22 protein-coding genes and 1 riboswitch are annotated in these 25734 nt (G+C 37.2%); of the genes, 9 read left to right on the top strand and 13 right to left on the bottom strand.

The genetic code is table 11. The annotated features are described in order from the left end of the window. Positions 1-119 precede the first annotated feature (119 nt). The 5 genes from ACNSTQ_RS00440 to ACNSTQ_RS00420 form a co-directional block, all read right to left on the bottom strand. Positions 120-1631, bottom strand: coding sequence for a DEAD/DEAH box helicase (locus ACNSTQ_RS00440; RefSeq protein WP_418197891.1), 1512 nt, complete (start codon positions 1629-1631; stop codon positions 120-122). A 215-nt stretch (positions 1632-1846) separates the two neighbouring features. Continuing rightward, entirely contained in the window at positions 1847-2044 is a 198-nt protein-coding gene (gene cspD / locus ACNSTQ_RS00435; protein ID WP_418197890.1) for a cold-shock protein CspD, read from the bottom strand. A gap of 161 nt (positions 2045-2205) precedes the next feature. Continuing rightward, entirely contained in the window at positions 2206-2703 is a 498-nt protein-coding gene (queF, locus tag ACNSTQ_RS00430; RefSeq protein WP_418197889.1) for a preQ(1) synthase, read from the bottom strand. 258 nt (positions 2704-2961) lie between these two features. Next, positions 2962-3007: riboswitch (PreQ1 riboswitch) on the bottom strand. A gap of 428 nt (positions 3008-3435) precedes the next feature. After that, positions 3436-4527, bottom strand: coding sequence for a fatty acid desaturase family protein (locus tag ACNSTQ_RS00425; protein WP_418197888.1), 1092 nt, complete (start codon positions 4525-4527; stop codon positions 3436-3438). Positions 4528-4953: 426 nt separating this feature from the next. Further along, positions 4954-5529, bottom strand: coding sequence for a TIGR00730 family Rossman fold protein (locus ACNSTQ_RS00420; RefSeq protein WP_418197887.1), 576 nt, complete (start codon positions 5527-5529; stop codon positions 4954-4956). A gap of 215 nt (positions 5530-5744) precedes the next feature. On the opposite strand from ACNSTQ_RS00420, the gene ACNSTQ_RS00415 reads away from it, so the two are divergent. Both ACNSTQ_RS00415 and ACNSTQ_RS00410 read left to right on the top strand, forming a co-directional pair. Further along, the gene (locus tag ACNSTQ_RS00415) at positions 5745-5939 is read left to right on the top strand and encodes a hypothetical protein (protein ID WP_418197886.1); all 195 of its coding nucleotides are present in this window, start codon (positions 5745-5747) and stop codon (positions 5937-5939) included. After that, the gene (locus ACNSTQ_RS00410) at positions 5939-6130 is read left to right on the top strand and encodes a YwbE family protein (RefSeq protein WP_418197885.1); all 192 of its coding nucleotides are present in this window, start codon (positions 5939-5941) and stop codon (positions 6128-6130) included. Before ACNSTQ_RS00415 ends, ACNSTQ_RS00410 begins: the two co-directional genes overlap by 1 nt. A gap of 106 nt (positions 6131-6236) precedes the next feature. On the opposite strand, the gene ACNSTQ_RS00405 is transcribed toward ACNSTQ_RS00410, so the two are convergent. Beyond that, a complete protein-coding gene (locus tag ACNSTQ_RS00405; RefSeq protein ID WP_418197884.1) occupies positions 6237-7889 on the bottom strand; it encodes a glutamine--tRNA ligase/YqeY domain fusion protein in 1653 nt (550 codons plus the stop codon). 537 nt (positions 7890-8426) lie between these two features. On the opposite strand from ACNSTQ_RS00405, the gene ACNSTQ_RS00400 reads away from it, so the two are divergent. The 3 genes from ACNSTQ_RS00400 to ACNSTQ_RS00390 all read left to right on the top strand — a co-directional run bounded on the left by ACNSTQ_RS00400 (position 8427) and on the right by ACNSTQ_RS00390 (position 11360). Further along, complete coding sequence (locus ACNSTQ_RS00400; RefSeq protein WP_418197883.1) at positions 8427-9887, top strand: GAF domain-containing sensor histidine kinase; 1461 nt, start codon at positions 8427-8429, stop codon at positions 9885-9887. A gap of 12 nt (positions 9888-9899) precedes the next feature. Beyond that, positions 9900-10532: a response regulator gene (locus tag ACNSTQ_RS00395; protein ID WP_418197882.1), complete on the top strand. Its 633-nt coding sequence runs from the start codon at positions 9900-9902 to the stop codon at positions 10530-10532. 291 nt (positions 10533-10823) lie between these two features. Beyond that, complete coding sequence (locus tag ACNSTQ_RS00390) at positions 10824-11360, top strand: NADPH-dependent FMN reductase (protein ID WP_418197881.1); 537 nt, start codon at positions 10824-10826, stop codon at positions 11358-11360. 194 nt (positions 11361-11554) lie between these two features. On the opposite strand, the gene ACNSTQ_RS00385 is transcribed toward ACNSTQ_RS00390, so the two are convergent. The 6 genes from ACNSTQ_RS00385 to ACNSTQ_RS00360 form a co-directional block, all read right to left on the bottom strand. Next, positions 11555-12562 carry a hypothetical protein gene (locus ACNSTQ_RS00385; RefSeq protein WP_418197880.1) on the bottom strand — a complete coding sequence of 336 codons (1008 nt, stop codon included), beginning with the start codon at positions 12560-12562 and terminating at the stop codon, positions 11555-11557. Between the two features lie 64 nt (positions 12563-12626). Then, positions 12627-13298: a hypothetical protein gene (locus ACNSTQ_RS00380; RefSeq protein ID WP_418197879.1), complete on the bottom strand. Its 672-nt coding sequence runs from the start codon at positions 13296-13298 to the stop codon at positions 12627-12629. Positions 13299-13336: 38 nt separating this feature from the next. After that, a complete protein-coding gene (locus ACNSTQ_RS00375) occupies positions 13337-13837 on the bottom strand; it encodes a signal peptidase I (RefSeq protein WP_418197878.1) in 501 nt (166 codons plus the stop codon). Between the two features lie 797 nt (positions 13838-14634). Continuing rightward, positions 14635-15789: an HD-GYP domain-containing protein gene (locus ACNSTQ_RS00370; RefSeq protein WP_418197877.1), complete on the bottom strand. Its 1155-nt coding sequence runs from the start codon at positions 15787-15789 to the stop codon at positions 14635-14637. Positions 15790-15801: 12 nt separating this feature from the next. After that, positions 15802-16434, bottom strand: a complete 633-nt coding sequence (locus ACNSTQ_RS00365; RefSeq protein ID WP_418197876.1) for a response regulator — start codon at positions 16432-16434, stop codon at positions 15802-15804. Next, complete coding sequence (locus ACNSTQ_RS00360) at positions 16427-17989, bottom strand: sensor histidine kinase (RefSeq protein ID WP_418197875.1); 1563 nt, start codon at positions 17987-17989, stop codon at positions 16427-16429. The genes ACNSTQ_RS00365 and ACNSTQ_RS00360 overlap by 8 nt, the downstream gene beginning before the upstream one ends. Before the next feature lie 443 nt (positions 17990-18432). On the opposite strand from ACNSTQ_RS00360, the gene ACNSTQ_RS00355 reads away from it, so the two are divergent. After that, on the top strand, positions 18433-20523 hold the full coding sequence (locus ACNSTQ_RS00355; protein WP_418198231.1) for a S8 family serine peptidase: 2091 nt from the start codon (positions 18433-18435) through the stop codon (positions 20521-20523). A gap of 58 nt (positions 20524-20581) precedes the next feature. Here the strand turns inward: ACNSTQ_RS00355 and ACNSTQ_RS00350 are convergent, their stop codons facing one another. Beyond that, entirely contained in the window at positions 20582-22723 is a 2142-nt protein-coding gene (locus ACNSTQ_RS00350) for an EAL domain-containing protein (protein ID WP_418197874.1), read from the bottom strand. A gap of 466 nt (positions 22724-23189) precedes the next feature. Between ACNSTQ_RS00350 and ACNSTQ_RS00345 the strand changes: the two genes are divergently transcribed. From ACNSTQ_RS00345 to tatC, 3 genes are all read left to right on the top strand, one after another. Next, positions 23190-24650: an alkaline phosphatase PhoX gene (locus tag ACNSTQ_RS00345; protein WP_418197873.1), complete on the top strand. Its 1461-nt coding sequence runs from the start codon at positions 23190-23192 to the stop codon at positions 24648-24650. Positions 24651-24702: 52 nt separating this feature from the next. Further along, complete coding sequence (locus ACNSTQ_RS00340) at positions 24703-24909, top strand: twin-arginine translocase TatA/TatE family subunit (RefSeq protein ID WP_418197872.1); 207 nt, start codon at positions 24703-24705, stop codon at positions 24907-24909. Positions 24910-24987: 78 nt separating this feature from the next. Continuing rightward, the gene (tatC, locus tag ACNSTQ_RS00335) at positions 24988-25725 is read left to right on the top strand and encodes a twin-arginine translocase subunit TatC (RefSeq protein ID WP_418197871.1); all 738 of its coding nucleotides are present in this window, start codon (positions 24988-24990) and stop codon (positions 25723-25725) included. Positions 25726-25734 lie beyond the last annotated feature (9 nt).

Below are 25734 nucleotides of genomic sequence, written 5' to 3'. Positions count from 1 at the left end.
AAAATAAGCTATATCTTTTATATCGGAAATAAAGTCCTTTTTTTATACTTGTAATAAATTACAAAAAAAAGGAGGCAGTTCATTGTAAACTGCCAGCCTTGATATTAGTAATGTCTTTATTAGTCGTTTTTCTTTTTACGTGAAGCTGAGACTCTTACTTTGCTGTTTTTAGAATTGCCTCTTGATCCACCTTTACGGTCGCGATCGCCACCTCGATTGCGGTCACGGTCTTTATTATTTCCACGGCCATAACCACCGCCACCGCCGCCGCCTTTACCTCGGCCACCGCCAGATTTATAGCCTTTGATTCGTAACGGTGCTTCTTCAGTTAACTTAATTGGAACATCATTTGGCTCCTTCGTTAACATTTTTAAGGCAGCTGAAAGTAACGTTACTGAGTCCGTTTCCTCAAGAAGCTGTTCAGCAGACATACGGTACGATTGAATGTCATTTTCTTCTACCATCTTCATTAAGCTTTCAACCGTCATACGAAGCTGACCTTCCATCGCCTCAGCTAAAGTCGGTACAGGTTTTCTCGTAATTTTACGATTTGACGTTTTTTCAATCGTTTTTAAATGCGAAAGTTCTCTTGGTGTAACTAACGTTAACGCTAACCCTTTGTTTCCGGCACGACCTGTACGTCCAATACGGTGAACATAACTTTCAGGGTCTTGTGGAATATCAAAGTTATAAACATGCGTCACACCTGTAATGTCTAAACCACGAGCAGCAACATCTGTCGCAACTAGAACTTCAACTGTACCTTCTTTAAATTTCTTAATCACTCGGTCACGCTGGTTTTGGTTAATATCACCATGTAAACCTTCAGCGCCGTAACCTCGTTTATTTAAAGCCTCAGAAACTTCATCAACACGACGCTTCGTACGACCAAATACGATAGCTAATGTTGGTGAATGGACGTCTAGCATACGGCAAAGCACATCGAATTTCTTCGACTCAGGTACTTCCATATATTCTTGTTCAACGTTAGCAGTTGTAATTTCAACCGATTTCACAACAATCGCTTCGGCGTCTGGTTTCATAAATCTTTCGGCCAGTCTGCGAATTTGTTTTGGCATTGTTGCTGAGAACAATAGTGTTTGGCGCTCATTAGGAACTTCCGCTAAAATCGTTTCAATGTCCTCAATGAAGCCCATGTTTAGCATTTCATCTGCTTCGTCTAGAACAACCATTTGAATGGCATCCATACGAACAGTTTTACGACGCATATGGTCCATAAAACGACCAGGTGTTGCTACAATGATTTGAGGTTTACGTTTTAATGCTTTAATTTGACGAACAATATCTTGCCCACCGTAAATCGGCAAAGCGGTTACGCCGCGAAGATTCCCGATTTTATTTAGTTCTTCTGCTACTTGAACCGCTAACTCACGAGTAGGTGCTAATACAAGACCTTGAATTGTCCCTGCATCTACAACCATCTTTTCAATTAACGGAATTCCAAAAGCAGCTGTTTTCCCTGTTCCTGTTTGTGCTTGTCCTATAACATCTTTACCAGAAAGTGCTGTAGGAATCGTTTGTTCTTGAATTGGCGTTGCCTCTTCAAATCCCATGTCTGTAATAGCTTTAACAATTTGTTGGTGTATTCCAAAGTCATAAAATGTTGTCAATGGATCTTAATCTCCTTTGTATCTAAATTAATTTATATTATAGCGTTTGCTTTTTCTCAGAGATTTATCATACTCAATTCATGGAGTTAATTAAAATTACTGCGTAAATAATCTACATCGGGGCCAATTATTGGTAATAGGAATGAAAAGAAGAAAGCCATACTCCAGTCATATGGAATATGGCCATTATCTTTAACGTATATGATATCAATCAATTATAGACGAGTTACGTTAGCAGCTTGTGGACCACGGTTTCCTTCAACAATTTCAAATTCAACGTCTTGGCCTTCTTCTAAACTCTTGAAGCCTTCACCTTGAATGGCACTGAAGTGTACGAATACGTCGTCTCCACCTTCGCGCTCGATAAATCCAAAACCTTTTTCTGCATTAAACCATTTTACTTTTCCTACCATATTATATGGCCTCCTAAAAAAAAACAAACTTTGTTAACAGTTGCAAACTGAAGATGACTCGGTACAACTCTATCTGATCAAGAGGCCGAAGTAAAATCAATTCCTAACTTGTTAACATTATTCTAACTATATTACTTTTTGTTCTAAAAAGCAAATCAACATTATCGGTTTGTAATCGTTTCAGGGTACAAATCGTGGTTCATTAAGCGAAAATTTGCCATTTCTTCATATTTAGTGCCTGGTTTTCCGTAGTTACAGTAAGGGTCAATGGAAATACCGCCACGTGGAGTGAACTTCCCCCATACTTCAATATATCTTGGATTCATTAAATCGATTAAATCGTTCATAATCGTGTTGACACTATCTTCATGGAAATCACCGTGATTACGGAAGCTAAATAAATACAATTTTAGCGATTTACTCTCTACCATTTTAACATCTGGGATATAACTAATGTAAATTGTAGCAAAATCCGGTTGTCCTGTTTTGGGGCATAGCGTTGTGAATTCTGGACAATTGAATTTAACGAAATAATCTCTCCCTGGATGTTGGTTATCGAATGTTTCTAGAACCCCAGGGTTATATTCATAATCATATTTTGTATTTTGATTACCTAATAAAGTTACATCTTGTAACTCTTCATCTTTACGACCTACCATTATTTTTCATCCTTTCTCATTCTCTAGCTTAACGTCATGTGATTTAACTATTTCTTCACTCTTTGGCAAATAAAATGGTGATTTGGACAATAAAATTCAAAAACCGGACAATAAATGCATTATTCCAGACAATAAAAATTGAAAATCTAGAAAATATCTACTTATCAAGACATGCTACTATCGGTTTCTAGAGCCAGTATCATTGATTTTTTAACAAAAAAACAAAAAAACGCACCCTAAGGAAGGATACGTGATTTATTTCCCTTAGTTTTTTATAGAGGGTTTGAGCTAGAACCTCTCCTGCGTTTCCACAGTTTTGTTATTCTTTTATAACGAAATTAATTATAGGGAGATCGTCTGTTGTTGTCAATGTATACGGGACATTGGAGAATTTGGAAATGACTAGTGAGTAGTATAATTCGATTGGGCTCCTCCGTATAAATGATAAGAATCGTGACAGGAAAGAACAGATATTGAAATCGAGAATTCTTAGCGGACTCAGAAGCTCCTATTTTAATGAAAATCATTAAAATTGAATCGTTAGGCCCTTATCTATTTAAATTCACTAATGATCACTGTGAATTTTGAAGAATAACGACTTCTGAGTCCGTTAAGCTCTAAAAAGCTACCCTTTTTGCTGAAATAACGGCCTCTGAGTCCACTATTTCCAGTCTTCCGTCCACACTAGCCCTTCTATAATTAAACGCGTAGCAATTAGTTAAATCAACTCATTTAGACGTCTTTATTTTTAGACGTTCCATCCGGGTGGATAGTTTGATCACCACTATGATAGCTAATATTATTCGGATCTAACCCATGCCCTAGTGAACCATACCTATGACCTGCACGTGGATCGACCAACTCATTTTGCTTGTAATACAGTCGCGGCGTTTTAAATAATGCAATCATTGCCTGTAAAAAAGGCATTTCGTGATAACGGTCAGGCCAACGCTCTTTGATTTTTTCTTTCACTAGTGGATAGTATTTCGGGCTAATCGATGGAAATAAGTGATGCTCGGTATGATACGAAAAGTTAAAATGGATCGCATCTACCCACTTCGGAACCGTGACTGATAAACTGTTTGCTAACGGGTCATTAACAGGTACGAGTGGATTCAATCGATGGTTCGTTGATATATACGACATGACAATAAAGTTTGCAATTAATAATGGTAGTAAGAATACAAAGAACCAATTCGTAAATCCAATCCAAAACAGAAGGCCAATCCATGATGCCCAAGGCAAAATCAACTGCAACCATACTTTAGGTCGGTTTCTTGGATTAAAGTCTTTTATGTATACTTTGAACATTCTTGATGAATGTACAGTAAACGTCATTGCTAATGAGAGTAAACTAAATGTAGCACGAATAAATAAAGGAATACGATACATTAACCGCACTAACTTACTTTTCTCTAGATGATCAGACGTAATCCAAGCATCTGGATCTTTATGTTCGTCTTGTGTGTGAACATGGTGATTCATATTATGCCATTTGCGCCACAAACTTGGTCCAGTACATAACGGCCAAAATGCAATCGCGCCTAAAAGGTCACGGATCCATGGTTTTCTTACTACAGTTCCATGTAAGATTTCATGTCCTAAAAAACCAAGACTAGCATAGCAAGACCCTAAAACAACAGCTATTAGGAGGTTGCCCCAAATATTTAACTCAAGCAAACCAACAGCTAAAAAGCCCGCAACAATCACAATCAAAAATGCTAATCCACCTAATAAACGAGAAGGTACTGGCTTATACGCTTCTTTAGGCAGATGAGGTTTTAGACGAGCAGCGTACCAAGATAACGATTGATATTCTTTCATTTTTTTCCCCTTCCAATTTCACTCAAATTGTTTTCATACATCTCCTATTGTTTCTATAAAATGCCCCTTTAAACACTAAAAATTCGAATAAACTGAGATTAGTTTAATCGTAACAGTACTTAAAGGTGAAAATCAATAGGTTTTTACTACCTGATACTAATAGTTATTAATATTATCTACTACTGGAAATATATGCACCTTCATCTGCATTTAAAATTTCTATAACGTTTAATGGGTTCCACGAGAAAAAAGCTGACCCTTGTGTGTTTGTGTTACCTTCTAAAGGCTAACGTTATTAGCTACTTTAAAGGGGTTCACACTTTTATGGAGTCAGCGTTTCTTTATATTTGGCTGTGTAGTATACTTTCTTGCTTTTCAACCGTTTTTTCAAAAACTTCACGCTATGCATAAGGCGACGTTAATTAATTATAGATCGACCTCTTCTTCCGACCACATCCCTTTGTTTTGGTTCAACATTTTTTCTAAAAGCATTTCCGGTTGCTTTTCAATAATGAGTAAGTCTACATTAGCTTGCGGCATAAATCCTGCCGTTGCCGCTTTTTTGATCAATTCACTAACTGGGTCATAGTAATTTAACACATTTAAGGCTCCAATCGGTTTTTTATGGATGCCAATTTGTGCCCAACACATGACTTCAAATAACTCTTCGAACGTCCCAATTCCACCTGGTAATGCGATATAACCATCGGCTAACTCAGACATCAGTGCTTTTCGTTCATGCATCGTTTCTGTTTCGTGAAATTCAGTTACTAAAGGGTGAATGATTTCTCTTTTAAATAGGTTTTTCGGCATAACCCCTGTCACTTTTCCGCCTGATTTTAAGACACTGTCAGCGATACTTCCCATTAAACCAATTTTCGATCCGCCATACACTAATTCAATATTTTGCTCCGCTAAAACTCGTCCTAAATGAACAGCACTTTGTTCAAATTCAGGGTTTGCACCTGGATTTGAACCTGCAAACACACATATTTTTTTCATCGTGTCTCTCCTAATTCAATAATTTTACTTGCTTATATTTTACCATGTGAAACGACACAACCAAGAGAACCGAATAAACGAATCTACATTTTTTCTACTTTTTTAATATAATTATCATTAGTAATACTAACGCCCAAAAAAGAAAACAATATAAAAAAGCTATTTTTATGATAACCTGTATAGGAACGAATGAAACCAAAAGGAGCATTAACAAAATGTCTGAAGAAAAAAACCAAACACAAGAAAAGAAAAAGATTAACCTGCAAGATGCCATCAAACAACAACTAGCCAATAAAAAGAAAAATCAAGGACAAGGCAGTATCAACTCCCATTCGTCCAATCAACCTCAAAAAATGAAAAGCCAACAAACGAAAAAGATCAATAACCAGCGCAAACGGATGGGGACGTAATGAACGGACAAAACCGAAGTGATATTTCTACTGGGATACAAGTAAATATCGTTTTAAAACAAGATCAGCGAACAGGAAAATTGACGAACGGAATTGTAAAAGACATCTTAACAAAGTCAAGCTTTCACCCGCATGGCATCAAAGTTCGCCTTCAAGATGGTTCTGTTGGACGGGTAAAAGAAATTCTATAATAACCCCATGATAAAAGTGATCTTTTGAAACCACACAAATAAGGTGCCACACACAAAAAGGTACCAGGTACCTTTAGTTCACTAAAGGTACCTGGTACTCTTTTTTTTATAGTTTAAACGAACTTTTTAACGATACAATTAAGTTAAAGACTAATTGATCGGATGTTGTATGTTTCGGGTCCACATTAAAGTACCCATGTCTGAAGAACTGGAACTTATCGTTCGCTTTTGCTTCGGCCATGTTTGGCTCTACAAATCCTTTTAAGATTTCTAAAGAATTTGGATTCACATGGTCTAAGAACGTTTTTCCTTCTTCTTTTTCTTCATCTAAGATTAGAGGGTTATATAAACGGAACTCGGCAGGTACAGCATTTGTCGCCTCTACCCAATGGAGGGTTCCTTTTACTTTTCTTCCTGTAAAGCCAGTGCCACTCTTTGTTTCCGGATCATACGTACAACGAAGTTCAACGACATTTCCATTCTCGTCTTTAATGACCTCTTCACACTTAATAAAATACGCATGTTTTAAGCGAACTTCATTTCCTGGGAATAAGCGGAAGTACTTTTTCGGTGGATCTTCCATGAAGTCTTCTTGCTCGATATAGATTTCACGGGAAAATGGAATTTGACGCGTCCCCATTTCCGGATTTTCAGGGTTAACTTCAGCATCAAGCATTTCTACTTGACCTTCTGGATAATTCGTAATAACCACTTTCAACGGTTTGATAATTCCCATCGTACGTGGTGCTTTTAATTTTAAATCTTCACGAACAAAGTGATCCAGCATCTGAACATCTACCGTACTATAGCTTCTCGCCACCCCAATTTCTCGGCAGAAATTACGGATCGATTCAGGCGTAAATCCTCTTCTTCTTAATCCAGAAATCGTTGGCATGCGTGGGTCATCCCAGCCATCTACCACATTTTCATCCACTAATTGCTTCAAGTTACGCTTACTCATTATCGTATTCGTTAAGTTTAAACGAGCAAATTCAATTTGCTTTGGAGTAGCTTCCATTTCACAATGCTCAACGACCCAATTATATAATGGACGATGATCTTCAAACTCTAACGTACAAATTGAATGGGTTACTCCTTCAATTGCATCACCTAGTGGATGCGCAAAGTCATACATCGGATAGATGCACCACGTATCTCCTGTATTATGGTGTGTCGCGTGTGAAATACGATAAAGAACAGGATCTCTCATATTTAAGTTGGGAGATTCCATATCAATTTTTGCCCGTAACACTTTCTCGCCGTTACCAAATTCACCGTTCTTCATTCGCTCAAATAGATCTAAGTTTTCATCAACTGAACGATTGCGGTTTGGACTCTCTTTACCAGGTTCCGTCAACGTTCCACGATACTCTCTAATTTGTTCAGCTGTTAAATCATCAACATAAGCTAAGCCTTTTTTAATAAGAAGTACTGCACGCTCATACATTTCATCAAAATAATTAGAAGCATAGAATAGCCCATCCCATTCGTACCCTAACCACGTTACATCTTCTTTAATCGAGTCAACAAACTCTTGATCTTCTTTTAATGGGTTTGTGTCATCAAATCGTAAATTCGTCTTTCCTTTATACTCATCAGCAAGTTCAAAGTTTAAAACGATTGATTTAGCATGACCAATATGTAAGTATCCATTTGGCTCTGGAGGAAACCGAGTGACTATCTCATCGTTCCTTCCTGACTTTAAATCTTCAGTCACAATGTGCTTAATAAAGTTTGACGAATTATTCGTACTCTCCATCCACCTCAACCTCTCTATTTCACAGTTCATTTTACTAGTAGTTATATCATAAAAATACAAAGATAGCTATGAATGACAGCCATTAAAGTAAAATTCATCCACTACTATCATACTCACCATCGCCCTATTGTAAACGTAGGTTCTTCCCTCCTTCTAAAGTCTGATTTTTTCCACAAAAATGATACAACCAAATATGTAATCAGACTTCAACCCTCTGCCAGACGTTTCCATTTTCATATCAACCTACAATAAAAGTAACAAAACCAACAGGAGTGATGAAAGATGCAACATTTCGGCTACGATGGATTGATCCATGAGAAGAAAAGAAAAGTCGAACAAATCTCAAAAGAGGGTTGGAAACTCTACACCAACCCCCTCAACAAACGATCATGGTTCAATAAACGAAAAAGGAAAGTCAACCCAAAAAAGCGAATAAACCTTAATACACACTGCTACTAGGGTACCAGGCACCTTCATCACAGTACCGCAACAGCGCATTAAACGTGCCTGGCACCAAAAAAGTGAGGGGGAACGAAAGTGGACCGCCATCAAGAGATGACAAAGCTAAAAACGATTAAAGCGATTGCCGAAACGTTAAATCAAGGAAATAACTTGGAGGAAATGCTTCAAACAGTATTAAAAGAGTTATTGCAAGTGACTGAACTCCAAACTGGTTGGATCTACTTAATCGATCCACAAGGAAACTATCAATTAATTGCTGACATTGACCTCCCGCCAGCTTTAAGCTGGCAGGCAAAGAGGCCCATGTGTGAAGGAAACTGTTGGTGTATTAAAGAATATAATGACAATACATTAAATAGAGCATTTAATATTATCGGCTGTAAACGAATTGACGATGCCATTAAACATCAATGGGGTAAAACAAACGAAATCACACATCACGCCACCGTTCCTCTTCAAGCAGGAGACGAGCGATTCGGCCTCCTCAATGTCGCAGCACCTCATAAATCACGTTTTACGGACAACGAACTTGATTTGCTAGAGGCCGTTGCTTTTCAAATCGGAACCGCCATTAAACGAATGAAACTATACCATAGCGAACAAAAACGGGCTGAACTCTACCAAACGTTAGGACAATTTAGCGCAAATCTTAACGCCCAACGAGCAACTGAAGAAAATCTAATACACAGTGCCGTAAATGAAATATACCGTGCGTTTTCCTGGTCCGGAATTGAACTACAATGCAATCAATTGAAAGCAGCAATACAACCGATCACTAAGAAAGCCCTCTATACAATAGAAAAACAGTTCCAGATTGGTGAGACGAAAGGAAAACTAACCATTTCACATGAACAGCTAGGTCCGATCGATGACGAAATCATTCAACAGCTCAGTCACCATCTTGGAATTTTATTTGAAAATACACGGATTGAATCAAAATCAAGAGAAATTACCCTCATCCAAGAGCGAAATCGACTTGCACGAGACTTGCATGATTCTGTCAATCAACTATTATTTTCACTATCTCTAACAGCACGTGGTATGAAGGACTTGAATGACATGGATAAGCTGCACAGCTCCTTGTCCTACATCCAAGAACTATCACAAGAAGCCTTACAGGAAATGCGCAGTCTCATCTGGCAGCTACGGCCGACTGGTTTAGAAAATGGGGTCATAAGTGCATTAAAGTCCTATGGTGACATGTTAAAATTAAACGTCGACGTCGAACTATCTGGAGTGCTCAATTTGCCTAACTCCCTAGAAGAATGCCTGTGGCGAGTTGGACAAGAAGCATTAAATAATATTCAAAAACATGCGAATACCTATACAGCAAAAATATATGTTCAAGCCAAAAAAGATCAAGTCATAATGACCATAGAAGACGAAGGAATTGGGTTTGACCCCAATACAATCGAAAAGGGTGCTTCCATTGGGCTCTCTAGCATGAGGGAACGAGTCGAACTGCTTCGAGGATCCTTTCAAATGAATACAACTGTAGGAAAAGGTACGGTACTATCTATTTCTTTTCCGATGTAAGGAGAGATGAAAATGACCATTCGTATTCTTATTGCTGATGACCACCTTGTGGTACGCAGAGGATTACGTTTTTTTCTTGATATGCAATCTGACATTGAAATTATTGGTGAAGCGAACGATGGGAAGGACGCCATTGAAAAGGTGAATGAACTAAAGCCAGATGTGGTATTAATGGACCTAGTCATGCCAAACATGGATGGTATTGAGGCAACGAAAAAAATTAGAGAAGCAAACCGTACGATCAAAATCGTCATATTAACGAGTTTTTCTGATCAAGATCATGTTATTCCTGCCATTCGAGCAGGTGCTAACGGCTATCAACTAAAAGACATTGAACCTGATGAATTGGTGAAAACGATAAAGGCCGTGTATAACGGACAAAGTCAATTGCATCCCGAAGTCACACATCACGTGTTAACGCATATGTCTGGAGGAAGAGAAGAACATCTACTCGATACATTAACGAAACGAGAAAAAGAGGTATTGCTTGAAATTACGAACGGAAAAAGCAACAAAGAAATTGCTGCGACGCTTTTTATAACTGAAAAAACGGTAAAAACACATGTCTCCAACCTTTTAAGTAAACTTGAACTGTCCGATCGAACACAAGCTGCACTTTATGCGATTAAAAATGGACTTAAATAAAGTGAAACTTTTTCAGTGGCGGGTTTCTTCATTCTCCACTGAAAATTAGTTGAACCAATCGGGTTGTTACTAGCGATTATCTCCCAATAGCCTTTTTTGCCTCCTTAAAGGCTTGAAGTCGGAGTCTTAGCGCTAGTTAAACGGGTTAAAAACTCATTCAAAAGTTGTAGAAAGTTCGCTTCATTATTCCACCTTTATCTCTAGGAAAATTTCGATCCTTTCACGGATGGTCTAGCTATTATTTTTCTTATAGAATAATAATATAGACAACGAGCAAAGGAGAGAAAAGTAATGAATGTATTAGTGATAAACGGAACCCCAAGAAAGCACGGAAGAACACGGATATTAGCCTCACACTTAGTTGATACGTATAATACAAACTATATAGATTTAAGCAGCTTCCCGCTTCCTCTATACAACGGCGAAAAAGATCAACAAAACATTCGAGAAGTTAAGCAATTAAAGGAAATGGCACTAGAGGCAGATGGCTTTATTTTATGTACACCCGAGTATCATTCAGGAATGAGCGGTGCGTTAAAAAATATGCTAGATTTCCTCGGCAGTGACCACTTTAAAAATAAACCCGTTGCTTTAATTGCTGTTGCAGGTGGCGGTAAAGGCGGCATCAATGCCTTAAACAACATGAGAACAGTCGTCCGGGGGTTATACGGCAATGCCATCCCTCGCCAACTCGTATTAGATCCCGTTCACTTTGATAGTGAGCAACAAATGTTAACTCGCGATGGTAAAGAATTAGTTGAAAATGTAGTTGATGAGTTGAACGTTTATTTGGAAATAGCTAAGAGACTTATGAAAGTGCGCTCATAAAGCAAAGAAGAAGTACCCAGCCGTTTGGGGACTTGTTCTCCTTTTCTTTACTAAACAGTTATTCTTCATTTAATGACGTACAGAATAACTCTGTACATCCAAAGCGGAATTCAATACATTTATAAGAAGGTAAAACTCTTCAACTATGGAATATTTACTTTTGTGAAAAAAAAATAGGATAATACCCGATGTTGTCAGGTGTTATCCTCTTCATACTCTTTATTTACCTGGTCCATTCCTTGTTTATCTAAAATAATATTATCTCCTTCACTAGTATCTTCTTCAACTTCTTCTCGCTCAGACTTTTCACTATCTCTGACTGCTATTGCTTTAGGCGTTTCACTTTCAACCGGCATCTCTTTTATAGAGTTTTTATTATTGCATTTGATTCCTTTTTCTTCCAGTTGTACTTGATCAGTTTCTATCATTTGCGGTTCTTTAAGGTCCTCCTGTTCCTTCTCACCTTCTGTTAATTCTGTATAAAGGCTTCTCTCGAAACAGTCTATATGTACCTCTTGTTCTAAGTTATCGCCTTGTGAAGCAGCTTTTACTACCTCGGCATCATCCATATTTTCTTCACTATCTAATTCATCGATCTCTTGTTCTCTTGTAGTAGAGGTTCCTTCTATAGTCTGAGATATATCCTCGCTCTCGTTTGAGCTATCATCTTCTTCATTTCCCTCACTACTTATCTGCTTATCTTCTATGCCTTCAACCGAAAGATCTTCTTTATCTGTATTTTCTTGTTCTGGCACCTCTAATGTATCCTCAGGATAAATAAGCTTTGACTCTGTATATTTTAGAGTTAAATGCTCATTAATATATCCACCAGTAAATCCAATTAATTCAAAAGTACTATCTACCTGTTCAGATTTACCCTCAGGAACTAGTAAGGTAACTTCTATTTTTTCAATAGAATTAGGTGCAAGATTAAAGTTTGTTTTACTGAAACTAGTATCATTGCCCTCTAACATTATGGGAATTTGACTGTCGACTTTATTTGTTAGCGTTAATTGAGCAGAAACATGTCCACCTTCTTCATAGACTATATCATGAATTCTATAGTCTAAAATATTAGAAGTTGAAGCTGTATAAATTGGTTTAGCAGTAAAAGAAGCTTCGCTCGTAAAAAGTGCATCTACCTTAGATGTAAACGGACCGATGAAGAAAATGGTCAAGAATACAAAAAAGAATTTTTTCAAGGCATTTTCCTCCTTTGGAAAAAGAACCAGGTATTTCACTGGTTCTTTTTAAAGACTTAGTTTATTATTGTTGTCTTTCAACCGTATTGTTTTGTACAGCTTCTGTTTTAAATGATGCACCAATTGTCTTCCCTTGGTACTCATTACCAGCACTCTCGTCAAGTGTTAAAGATACCTCAACTTTAATCTTTTCACCTGGTAGTAAAGTTTTGAACTCTCTTAAAGGATTACTATTTCCACGTTGGCCTTTTGTTAATATTGAATAATGATCGTTATTTGATAGGCTATCTTTTAATACTCGAGTTGTTTCCGTACCATCTTCTGCTATGTGGGTGAATACTGCTTCAGCAATAATAGGTTTAAAGTATTCTCTATTATTTCTTATTGAAGTATTGCCAAGCTTAAAGTCGAATGCAGTAATACCATTATCAGTAACTCTTAGGTCAATAGCTCGAGTTCCATCATTTACAATGTAAAATGGGTTTGCTGTAAGAGTTTCTCCAGGGTAGATATCCAAGTTATCTTTATCTGAAAATAAAGTAAATTCTTTGCTTCCGTTAATCACTTGGTCTTGACTTTCAATATTCAAAATTAACTCTGCTGACCTACCTGCCTCGGTGGATACCGCTGATACAGACTGCCTGTCATTAAAACTCGAATACGTCCCTACTCCTACACCTGCGATTAATGTTGCAGATAATGCTGTTCCGATTAAAGCCTTTTGAAATTTGTTCATTTTAAATTCCTCCTAATAGTTATATAAATTTTTAATTTTTAATTAGACTTGTCTGTAGATGGGAATAACCTTCTGAATATTTCTATTACTGCTACCAGAACTAGGGGGGTAATTACAAAGACTATGATCCCTAGCGGTGAAGCAATAAAAGAAGAGATTTTACCGAAACTCGGAATGGTAAATTGGTGAACTCCTAGGATCGATGACATATGTACAAGTTCACTATCCGGGTAAGCGTTGTTATCACCCTGAGTTTCAAAGTACTCACCCTGTGCGTCGATCACTCTGTGTGTTACTAAGTTTTGGTCAGCACGAAATGTTATGACATCACCTCTCTGAATATTTTCCTTCTCTCTAATGATGATCATGTCACTTGCTTTAAACTCAGGCATCATACTGTTTGATAGAACGATCAGTGGTTGATAACCGAAGATTGGATTGTGACTTTTATCATCACTCAGTATGTGGAGCATCCAGGCTCCTCCAATAAAGAGTAAGACAATCGTTGTGAAAAGAAATCCTAGTATTTTCTGAACCATTTTTTACTTCCTCCGAATTCTTCTTCGCGAATTCTGTTGTTGTTCGCTTGCTGTTTACATTTACTATCTTATAAGATTTCTAAAGGACTAGGTATCATGCACCAGGTTGAAACTCACTATCTATGAGGAGGAGATTTTTTCTCATACTTCAGGATGAGGTTTTTCATACTTTTCGTAAAAGTAATAAGAATAGGCCCATATTTTTGGGGCTGTCCTGTATCCTACGTTCGATATAAACGTAAGCCTGAAATTCTAGTAATGCCTTTTTCCCTTATCAAAGTCCTAGAGTGAATACAAAAATGAAGTACTATAAAGTCTATTGAGGCAGCAAGTAGTGTCCTATTTTTGAATACTTTTGCTTAAGCCCAGCAACCTCTAACCGATGAAACTGAAGCTAGACAAATCTCAAGTGATACATCTTCTTCTCACCAAAGAAAAAAGGAACTCACTAGTTCACTAGATCGAGTTCCTTCTTAACAATAGCTTTTTATGGAGTTTTGATAGAAAGTAGCGAATGATATACGGCGGCTGCTCAGAATTGGCGATTGCCTTTTGAAAGGTTAGATTATTTTGGCAATACGGACAAACCCACTGACCTTCGGGGTAACTACTATATGAATTTTGCTGACAATGACTACATGTTTTGTGATACATGTGATCTCTCCTATATGATGTTTGCTTTCATCATATCAGAGTGATCATTGACTCTACATCAACATTGAGGACGATTACCTTCAATAGTGAGGATGATTTTATATCATACTGAAGAATGAGGATTCCCCTCATCTTTTTCTCTATTAACTAATATTTAGATCGCTACGCTCTATTTTCTCATCGCTTATTGCAGTAACTAAAGCAGCAACAACGTCGGCACTAAATTTCTCCCCACTCATATTCTCTATTTCCATGAATGCTTCATCTAGCGTAAACTCATCTCTATATACCCTTGGCTTCGTCATTGCTAGGAAGGTTTCAACCACTCCTAGGATTTGCGATAAGACTGAAATATCTCTTTCTTTTAATCCATACGGATATCCTGAACCATCGATTCGTTCATGGTGATTTAAAAAAGCAGTCCGTATTCTTTCAAATGCTTCAAAGTTTCCTAGAAGCTTTGCACCAAGCAAACAATGCTCTTGGACAGTTTTAAATTCGTAACTCGTAAGCTTGTCGCCCTTTTCAAATAAATAGTCTGGCCACTGAACTCGACTGACATAATGGGCTAATGAAAGAAGCTCCACTTCCCAATCTTCTATTCGTTCTTCTGGAAAATAAGCCGCCATTTTTTTCATTAATTGAGAAGACTGATCAATTTCACTACGCGATGTCTGTGTCTTCGTTTCAACGATAGGAACTAATGTATTCAGTACATACACGACGTGTTCTTTACTTTGTATTTCTGTATCATTAATCGTTAATTTTTTTACTAACGTTAAATGCTTGACCATCAGAAAACCAAATACAAGGCTCCCCAGTCCAAACAAAAATCTACTTACTATCATCATCATATTATCAACCACCATATTCATATAAAGCGTGGGGTCAATCAATAGAAATAGAGAGTAAAAAACAAGGAACAAAGCCCCCCATACGCGAAACACTTTCTCATTTTCTAGTAAACCTAGGACGATTGGAAAATACAATAAGTATACCCACATTTCGATATAATTTAACGGATTATATAACGCCACAAAAAAGAATAAAAGAAAAATAGTGCCTGCAGTGATATGCTGTAGTAAACTCGTATTTTTATTAAATTGCCTATGTAAGCAATAAAAAGCCCAATGAAAAAGGGAACAGAATGTAAAACCTATTAACATCGATAACGATGTATTATCCTTCGTGATGACATAGAGAACAAGGCTTAAAATAACTCCAAGCGTCATGAGGCATGTTAAGCCAAGTAGAATATGATCTCCTCTAATTTTTAACTCGTGGGTTAATGAACTCACATAACGCCCTCCTTATAGTTGAACATTTACTAAATTATGTTTGATTGCATATAGAACGGCTTGAGAGCGGTTAGGTTGTCCTGTTTTTCGTAATATACTACTTACGTGTGTTTTTACTGTTGCTTCCGAAATATATAGCTTCTTAGCAATTTCTTGATTGCTTAAATTATCAACAATGCTATGAAAGATTTCCTTTTCCCTTTGCGTTAGGTTTAACTTGTTTTTTGTCTCCTTATTATCTGTTGCTCTCTTTGCGGTTACTTTCGGTTGAAAACATGAAATTCCCATTAACACCATCTGAATTGTATTTAATATTTGTTCTGGAGGAGTATCTTTCATAATATAACCATCAACTTCTGCATCTACAGCATTGTATATATCCTCACTATCATCATAGGCTGTCAGCACCATTACTTTTACATTGGGATTGTTTTCTTTTATAGCTGGGCAATGATCAATAATAGTTCTCCCTGGCATTTTTAAGTCAGATAACACCAAGTCAGGTTGTAACTCTAGTGCTTTAGATAACAATTCATCACCATTACTTGCTTCCCCAACAATGGTGTAATCACCATGACTTCCGATAATTAACTTCAATCCATCTCGGACGATTTGATGATCATCAGCTAAAAGTATCTTATACATATGCTTGAATTCTCCCCCTCGGTATAATTGCTACAATTTCCGTTCCTTTACCTTCCGTTGAACGTACGAATAAATTTCCTCCTACACTATCGACTCGTTCATGAATTCCAATCATACCGTAACTTTTTCTCGTTGAATGAGTAACCACTTTTTTTTCCATACCTTTCCCATTATCTGTTATTTTTACTGTCCATTGAACCATTGTTGCCTCAATTGTTACCACGATCTTTGTAGGTGATGCATGCTTCATACTATTATTTACACATTCTTCAACTAAACGATAAATAACCTCTTCAATATCTACAGACTCTTCATTAACATGCCCTTTTACAATGAGCTCGACTTCTATTCCTGTCGTCTTCTTCACACGTGTTAGCATTTGGTCAATAGCGTCTAGGATATTCGATATTTTATGCTCATCTCTTAAATATGATATATAATCACGTACTTCTAAATGGCAGTGCTTAACTTGATCTTCCATTTTATCAATTAGAACATGAATATTTTCATGATCACCTTGTTTAATGCTATTCTTCACCTGAAATAACTGAGCTGATAAAAAGAACAGTTGTTGCGCTAACCCATCATGCATGTCCTGTGCCATTTTTTTTCGAACGGTTTCCTTCATCGCACTTTCTACTTCTTGATGAAGTTTAATGTGCTTGCTTTGGCTTAGTATACTAGCTGCAATAATATGTAAGTAAATATAGACAAAGCGTTTGATCGTACTCTTATCTTTTATAGGAATTAATATCGCTCCTGTATTTTTCTTATCACCAACACTCGAGATCGGGAAGAAGAAAAAGTTTTGCGACTTACCTAAGTAGTCTTGCAGTGTAATGATGGACTTTCCTTTATAGCGATCATATTTTTGATCGTATAATAACCTCGTATAATAACTAACACTCCACTCTTCACTTACAAACGTTTCAAACCAGCAAACATACACTTGTTCTAATTTAAAAATAGTTTTGATTACTTTTTCTGTGGCCATATTCAACTCAATCATTGTTGTTACTTTGTTTAACCGATGAATAAACCTCGCAACTTGCCCCCACCTTTTGTTTGTTTCTCTTAGCGTCTTCAATAAAAAATAAAAAATAAGGTAAATCAAGTACACTGAAATTGCCTTTAACAAAAAATGATGTTGACCAGTCGATTCCACTCGTTCTGGCGAATAAAATAAGCCAAACCAAATGAACAAAGTGGTTAGAAAGTAAAATACGGTATAACTATAAACTGACTTTTCTCTTAAAAAGGTACTAACCCACAGCAAAGACAAAAAAGTATATAAAATAAAGGGATTGTTAGCCCCTCCTAAATTAATTAAAACACCAATACTTAAACACAAGTCGAACACTGAAAGCCAGAGCCAGTACTTTTGCTTCAACGAGTAAAAAGATAGTATTACCCAAACTAGATTAATAAATATAAAGAAAAAAAAGCTAGAGATGATGATAGATTCTGCTTTCCCATAAAGCAAAAACAGAATAAATAACACTACCCATCTAAAGCCAAGTATAATTTTTTGTAGATCTATTAGTACAAATGACATAGCAATCTCCTCAGTTAGCCCTACAAAAGTAGTGGAAACAACTTTTATTTTAGTACAGTTACCATATAGTTACAATGACTATTCCTGTCGAAAACTGTAATACTTTGTTAATTATTTTTTAATAGACAGCTTGATTATCTTGCTGATCTTACCTTGGTGAATGAAATTAAGACCAACTTAAATTTCGCAATACGAAACTTTCGATATAGGAAATTAATCCTGAATCGACTGATTTTTGCATTTTTTTATTCCAATATATAAAATTTTCACTCTATTAAATAAAACTATTATACCAAGATTTTAACCCTACTTTATATTAATATACTAACTACCGTGACTTTTTAGAAAATTCATCCTCCTAGATAGAGCTGGATTTTCACAAACTATTATTATATAAGGAGAGGATTTTATTGTTACAACGTAGTAAAAATTCCTTTAAAGGAATGATCTTTTCACTCGTATTCTTACTAGCTTTCTCATCGTTTGCTGGATTTGCCGGGGCAAACACAACCCAAAATTCAGCTAAAGCTTTTGGTGAGTTTGACTTCTCATCGTCTGACCAAATTTCAGTTATTGTTGAACTGAATGAACCTTCAATCGTTGAGGCAAAACATAAAGGTCAAAAACAATCGAAACAAAACTTAAAAAAGGTACGTGAAAACGTAAAAGCAAACGTACAAAAAGCAGCACAAAATGTTACATTCAACCGTGAATATGATCACGTATTCTCTGGTTTCTCTGTAGAAGTAAAAGAAAGTGATATACCAGAACTCCTAAAAGTTCCTGGTGTAAAAGCAGTTTATCCGAACGTTGAATTTACGGTCGATATTGTTGGTGAAGGTTTAGAAATTAATGCATTTGAAATTTCTCCTGAGATGATGGATAGTGCTCCATTCATTGGATCTGACCAAGCATGGGATGCAGGTTTCACTGGTAAAGGGGTTACAGTTGCTGTCCTAGACACTGGTGTTGATTATACACACCCTGATTTAAAAGATAACTTTGGAGATTATAAAGGTTGGGACTTTGTTGATAACAACGACTCTCCACAAGAAACTCCTCCTGGTGACCCTCGTGGCGGTTCAACAAACCATGGTACTCACGTAGCTGGTACAGTTGCTGCTAATGGTTTAATTAAAGGTGTAGCTCCTGAAGCTACCTTACTATCTTATCGTGTTCTTGGACCTGGTGGCCGAGGAACAACTGAAAATGTAATTGCAGGTATTGAAAGAGCCGTTCATGACGGTGCAGACATTATGAACTTATCTTTAGGTAATACATTAAATAACCCAGATTTCGCAACTAGTATCGCGTTAGACTGGGCAATGGCAGAAGGTGTTGTAGCCGTTACTTCAAATGGTAACAGTGGTCCAAACAACTGGACAGTAGGTTCTCCTGGTACATCTCGTGAAGCCATATCTGTTGGAGCTACACAACTTCCTTATGACCTATATCGTTCAGGGCTATTTACTTCAGAAGGTGTAGAGTATCCATCTGCAAAAGTGATGGGCTTCCCTACCGTAGAGGAATTACTAGCACTTGATGGAGTAGAGTTAGAATTTGTTCATGCAGGTTTAGGTGCAGTTTCTGATTTTGAAGGTAAAGATGTTGAAGGAAAAATTGCATTAATTAGCCGTGGTGAGTTTGCATTCGTAGACAAAGCAACAAATGCTAAAAACGCTGGTGCTGTAGGAGTTATTTTATACAATAATGTGGCAGGGGAAAACCCTGATGTTCCTGGTATGGCTTTACCAACAATTAAAACAACTTTGGCTGACGGCCAAAAACTACTTGCTGAATTAGAAGCTGGTAATAATACAGTTTCATTTGCTATCGAGTTTGATCGTGAAGTTGGTGAAACAATGGCAAACTTCTCTTCTCGTGGTCCAGTCATGGAAACATGGATGATCAAGCCTGATGTTTCAGCTCCTGGTGTAGCAATTGTAAGCCCGATACCGACTCATAACCCAGAGAACCCACATGGATATGCCTCTCTACAAGGAACAAGTATGGCTGCTCCACACGTAGCTGGTGCTGCAGCACTTATTTTACAAGCGAACCCGAACTGGAGCGTAGACTTTGTAAAGGCTTCACTTATGAATACAGCTGAAAATCTTTTTGATATTGATGGTAAGTTATACCCTCACAATACACAAGGTGCAGGAAGCATTCGTGTCGTTGATGCAATTAATGCACAAACACTAATTACACCTGGGAGCCACTCTTTCGGTACATTCATAAAAGATAATGGTCAACAAGTTGAACGTCAACACTTTACAATTAATAACCTATCAGATGAGCGTAAAAGGTACTCATTTGACGTTAATTTTAATGGAAACCCTGAAGGCATTAAAATAATTACAAGTAATAACCTTAATGTTCAGCCAAACAGATCTCAACAAGTGAACTTTAATGTACAAATTGACTCTAGCAAATTGAAAAATGGGTACTACGAAGGAACAATTACAGTAAGTAACGGAACAGAAACTTACGAAGTGCCAACTATTTTATTTGTTGGTGATCCACGCCCATAATTAAATAGAAAGACATAATAAGAGGATCAGAGACTAATCTCTGATCCTTTTTTAATATCTAATAGCAAATTCCACATGCCGTCTTCTTAATATAATCTAAAACCAGCTCTCCCCCCATCGGCTTCCCCACAAAATACCCTTGAACTGCATCACATTGCTTCGTCTTGAGAAACTTTAACTGCTCTTCATTTTCAACACCTTCAGCCACCACATTTAATCCTAAACTATGAGCAAGCGAAATGATCGCTGATGCAATTGATTGATTCGCTTTATTCTCGTGTGCATCATAGATAAACGAACGGTCGATCTTTAACGTATCAATCGGAAACTGATTTAAATAACTTAAAGACGAAAATCCTGTGCCGAAATCATCAATTGAAATGGAAACCCCTAATTCTTTCAACTGCTGCAGCATATACGTTGCCTGTTTCGGTTCTTTCATCACCGTACTTTCGGTTAATTCCAATTCTAGAGCGTTAGGGTTAAGACCTGTTTCTTCTATTATTTTTGCGATCATCTCAGTAAGATCATGCTTTTGAAACTGTTGTGCTGATAAATTAACACTGACCGTTAAAGGATGACCTGCATCGTTCCATATTTTGCATTGTTTACATGCCTCACGAAGAACCCACTCTCCGATTGGAATAATTAGGCCCGTCTCCTCTGCTAATTCAATAAATTGACCAGGGTATATGAGCTTATTGTCCTCTTTCTGCCAACGGATCAGTGCCTCCATTCCATAGATCGTACCCGTTTTTAAGTTCAGCTTCGGTTGGTAATGGAGAATAAACTCATTTTTCTCTAGTGCTTGCCTTAAAGATATTTCCATTTCCATTCGCTTTTGTGCACTGTCTTTCATTACCTTATTAAAAAAGCGAAAACTATTTCTTCCCTGTTCTTTTGAACTATACATCGCAATATCAGCATTTTGAATTAATGTATGGATGTCCTCACCGTGGTCAGGGACGATACTAACTCCTATACTCGTAGATACTTTAAAATTTTGCCCTTCAATAAAAAACGGATCCTCCATCGCCTTCATAATCTTTTCACACACCGTAACGGCTTCTCTATGATCTTTTAGATTAGGTAGAACAATAATAAACTCATCTCCTCCTAGTCTCGCTAGCGTATCGTCTTGACTGATGGAGTAATGTAATCGTTTTGCGACTTGTTGCAACAAAAGGTCGCCTGCTTGATGCCCTAAACTATCATTAATCACCTTAAAATGATCTAAATCTAGCAATAAGAAAGCCAGTTTCTCGTCCTGTGTTCGTTCTTCCGTTAAATACCTCTTAATATATGTATGAATATACCAGCGATTAGGAAGTCCTGTGAGGGAATCATGGTAAGCCATATGTTCCATCTGTTTTTCTGCCTTTTTACGATCACTAATATCCCTGCTTAATCCTAAGTATAATGTACGATCTCCAATATGTATTAACCCTACATTCGTATCAGCTGGAAAAACCGACCCATCTTTCCGTAACATGCCGTGTTCATAATTATAGGATTTTCGTTTCGCTACTTTTTCATAAACTGTTGCTAATTTATCAGCCGATAAAGAGACGATATCTTTTATTGATAAATTTAGTAGTTCTTCCCTCGAATAGCCTAACTGGTTACAAGCAGCCGTATTTACATCTAATATTTGCCCCTCGCTATTACTTAGAAAAAAACTGTCTGCTGCTTGATCCACTAATTTCCGAAAAAGTTCTTCACTTTCTTTTAATCGCTTTTCAGCCTTCACCCGATCCGTAATATCGAGTGCAAATCCAAGAAGATACTCTTTTTTTAATTCATCTTCTATCGAAATAATCGTTTTTCCTGTATAAACATAGCCTTCTTGACCTAAAAAATCAGTCTGAACTTCTTTTGTAAACAGCTGCTTCGCCTTCCACACATGTATATCATCTTGACGAATTTTTTTAGCAATTGGCTTCGTAAAAAAGTCAAACACTGTTTTCCCAACCAACTCTTCACTTGTTAAACCGTTACAATCACAAGCTTGCTTATTTGCAAAAATTGTTCTTCCTTCATAATCTTCTAAAAAAATATTTATCGGTAGAGCATCAAGAATTTTTGCATTTAATTTTTCTTCCGTACGTAATTGAAGTAAAAGTTCAGCCTCTCTTCTTTCCAACTCTTCTATTCGCCTGCTCAACTCAACTTCTCTTGAAGATTGCATCCCCGTATCCATTCCTGTCACTCCCTACGCTCACAATTCTTAAAGAAACGATAAAACTGCTACTTATCTATTAGTAAAATCATCTTAGCAATAAAAAATTTCTATATAAATCTATTTTACAGCTTCAATAAACAAAAAGTCTGTTATACGACCGTTTATTTACCATTCTACTATAAAAATTTAACAGAAACTCAATATTATAGATTGTCGTTCTTGTCTTTTTTAAGGCAAAAGTTTCAGCTTCGCTGTTTAAGTCAACGCATAGTTCCACCTAATGCTCACACCAACAACTTAAATGCGTTTCAAAAGTCCCATAACTAAGCTACTTTTTAATTTTAATAACCATACTTTTGAAATGATTTCAAACATTAACAATATACAAATAGTTTTTAAATAATTCTTTAAAACTCATTTGCTAGATTTTTCATAGAACAACTTCTATGGTTTGCAACCTATTAAAAATTAGGGAGGCATAATAATGGTGAACAGTGGTATGAACAGGAGAGACTTCTTAAAAGTTGGAGGAATGAGTACGCTAGCATTAACGTTAGGAACTACAGGTGTAATGTCTTTATCAGATCAATCAAAGGCATTAGCATCGACAGTAGACCCTACAAAAGGCAGAGGCTGGGGTGGGTACGGCCCTCTCGTGAAAGATCCTAACGGAATTATTGACCTGCCAGAAGGATTTAATTACAAGATCATTTCTACCACTGGAACAGCCATGGTAAATCCAAGTGGTGATTTGGTTCCTGGTTTACCTGATGGAATGGCTGCTTATCAAGGTCCAAAAAAGAATACGACAATCCTTGTTCGTAACCATGAGTGTGGTACAAACCACCAATTCCCGGTTAACGGGAAGAACCCTTGGAGTAAAGGTGCAGCTGGTGGAACGACTGCACTTGTAGTTGGTCCAAATCGTGAAGTGGTTGACGAGTACGTAACAAACTCAGGAAACATCCGTAACTGTGCCGGTGGTGCTTCTACTTGGGGGACATGGTTAACGTGTGAAGAAACACGTAACCTCGGGCATGGGTTTGTATTCGAAGTAAACCCTCTTGATCCAGAAAATGAAATGTCAAAAACACCAATTCGTGATATGGGATATTTCTCTCATGAGGCATGTAGTGTCGACCCAGCTACTGGAATTTGGTATTTAACAGAGGATAGTGAACCTTCTTTCTTCTATCGATTTACTCCCCATGACCGCAGTCAGAAATTAGGTTCCCTTCAAAAGGGCGGCATTCTTGAAGCGGCTGCACTTGATGAGCTTCCTGGTAATATGGCAAGTACATTTGCACCTGGACAAAAAGTAGGTATTGTATGGAAACAAGTGAACCCAGAACGTGCAAAAGAAGATGCTAGAGATCTCGGTTGCATTCGCTTTACACGACTTGAAGGGTCTTGGTTTGGCGGTGGTGCATTCTGGTTTGATGATACTAGCGCTCGTTCAGAAACTGCACCAGCTCGTCACGGCCGTGTTTACCGTTACTTCCCAGCTACAAATACATTAGAGCTATTCTTTGAATCCAATGATATGAATGATTTGCGTCGTCCAGATAATGTAACGATCACACCTTGGGGAGATCTTTGGATTGCTGAAGATGGTAACCCGCTTGGAGATCGTATCATCGGTTTAACACCTGAAGCAAACGTATATACATTTGCTCAAAATTTCATTGATGAATTTGCTGGTGTTTGTTTCTCTCCTGATGGTAGAACAATGTTTGTCAATATTCAAAATAAGCCCGGTATGACCCTTGCGATTTGGGGACCATTTGCTAGAAGAAATAGTGCTAAACAATTTGCGATGAGTCATGCCGCTCCTCCAGCTGGATTTGCTCCACAGCTTTCCGATAAAGTTTTAGCCTATGCCGAAAGAGAAGGTATGTCTCCATTAGCTGCAGCTGTTTTAGATCGCCATGGGGTTACTTTATAATTCTAGCCCCCTGCCCAATAAGCCCACTAGATTTTAATGAGGAGGTTATCCCATGTTATCAAACATTGGTATTCCAGGTCTTATACTTGTTCTTGTCATCGCGTTAATTATTTTTGGACCTTCAAAACTACCTGAAATCGGAAAAGCATTTGGAAGTACGCTTAAGGAATTTAAGAAAGCTACAAATGAACTTGTGAATGATAATCCTGCAGAAATAGAAGAAAACTCAAGACATCAAGCTGTAGAACATAAAAAGTAAAACCATAAGGTAAACATAGAAGGTGTAGGTAATTCTTTATCTACCTACACCCTCTTTCTCATGAAAGAAGGGCTCTAGATGGAAAAAGAAGAAATGCAGCTCGTAGATCATTTAACCGAGTTAAGAAAGCGAATTATTGTTACATTCGTCATTTTTCTCATCGCACTGATTGGTGCTTTTGTTTTCGTAAAAGACATCTATCAGTACCTCGTCAAAGATTTGGACGGAAAATTAGCTTTATTAGGTCCTGGTGATATCCTATGGGTTTATATGATGCTAGCAGCTGTTGTTGCCCTTGCGGTGACAATACCAGTTGCCGCTTATCAAGTATGGAAGTTTATTAAGCCGGCTTTGAAAAAGGAAGAACAACGAGCCACTCTCATGTTTATTCCTGGCTTATTTTTCTTATTTATTGGCGGGATTTCATTTGGGTACTTTGTTCTCTTCCCACTCGTCCTTTCCTTCCTATTAAATATTGCGGGTGATCAATTTGAAACGTTTTTTACAGCAGAAAGATACTTTCAATTCATGCTTCACCTGACCTTACCATTCGGTTTTTTATTTGAAATGCCTGCTGTTGTTATGTTTCTTACTAAATTAGGGATCGTTAACCCAGAGAAACTTGTAAAAGGAAGAAAGTTTGCTTATTTCATTCTCATTGTCGTCTCTGTATTAATAACACCACCTGATTTTATATCAGATGTTCTAGTCATTATTCCTTTATTAATTTTGTATGAGATTAGTATTACGTTAAGTAAGATCGTTTACAGAAAAAGTAAAAATATACCTACAGAAGCTGAAGTAGCTTCAAGTTAGTAAAGGAGG

Origin of the sequence: Alkalihalobacterium sp. APHAB7 (assembly GCF_048323755.1) — a bacterium.
In the GTDB taxonomy this organism is placed as follows: Bacteria; Bacillota; Bacilli; order Bacillales; family Bacillaceae_F; genus Alkalihalobacterium.
The sequence above is the reverse complement of the archived record's forward strand: the minus strand, read 5'-3'. Positions and strand labels throughout refer to the sequence as shown.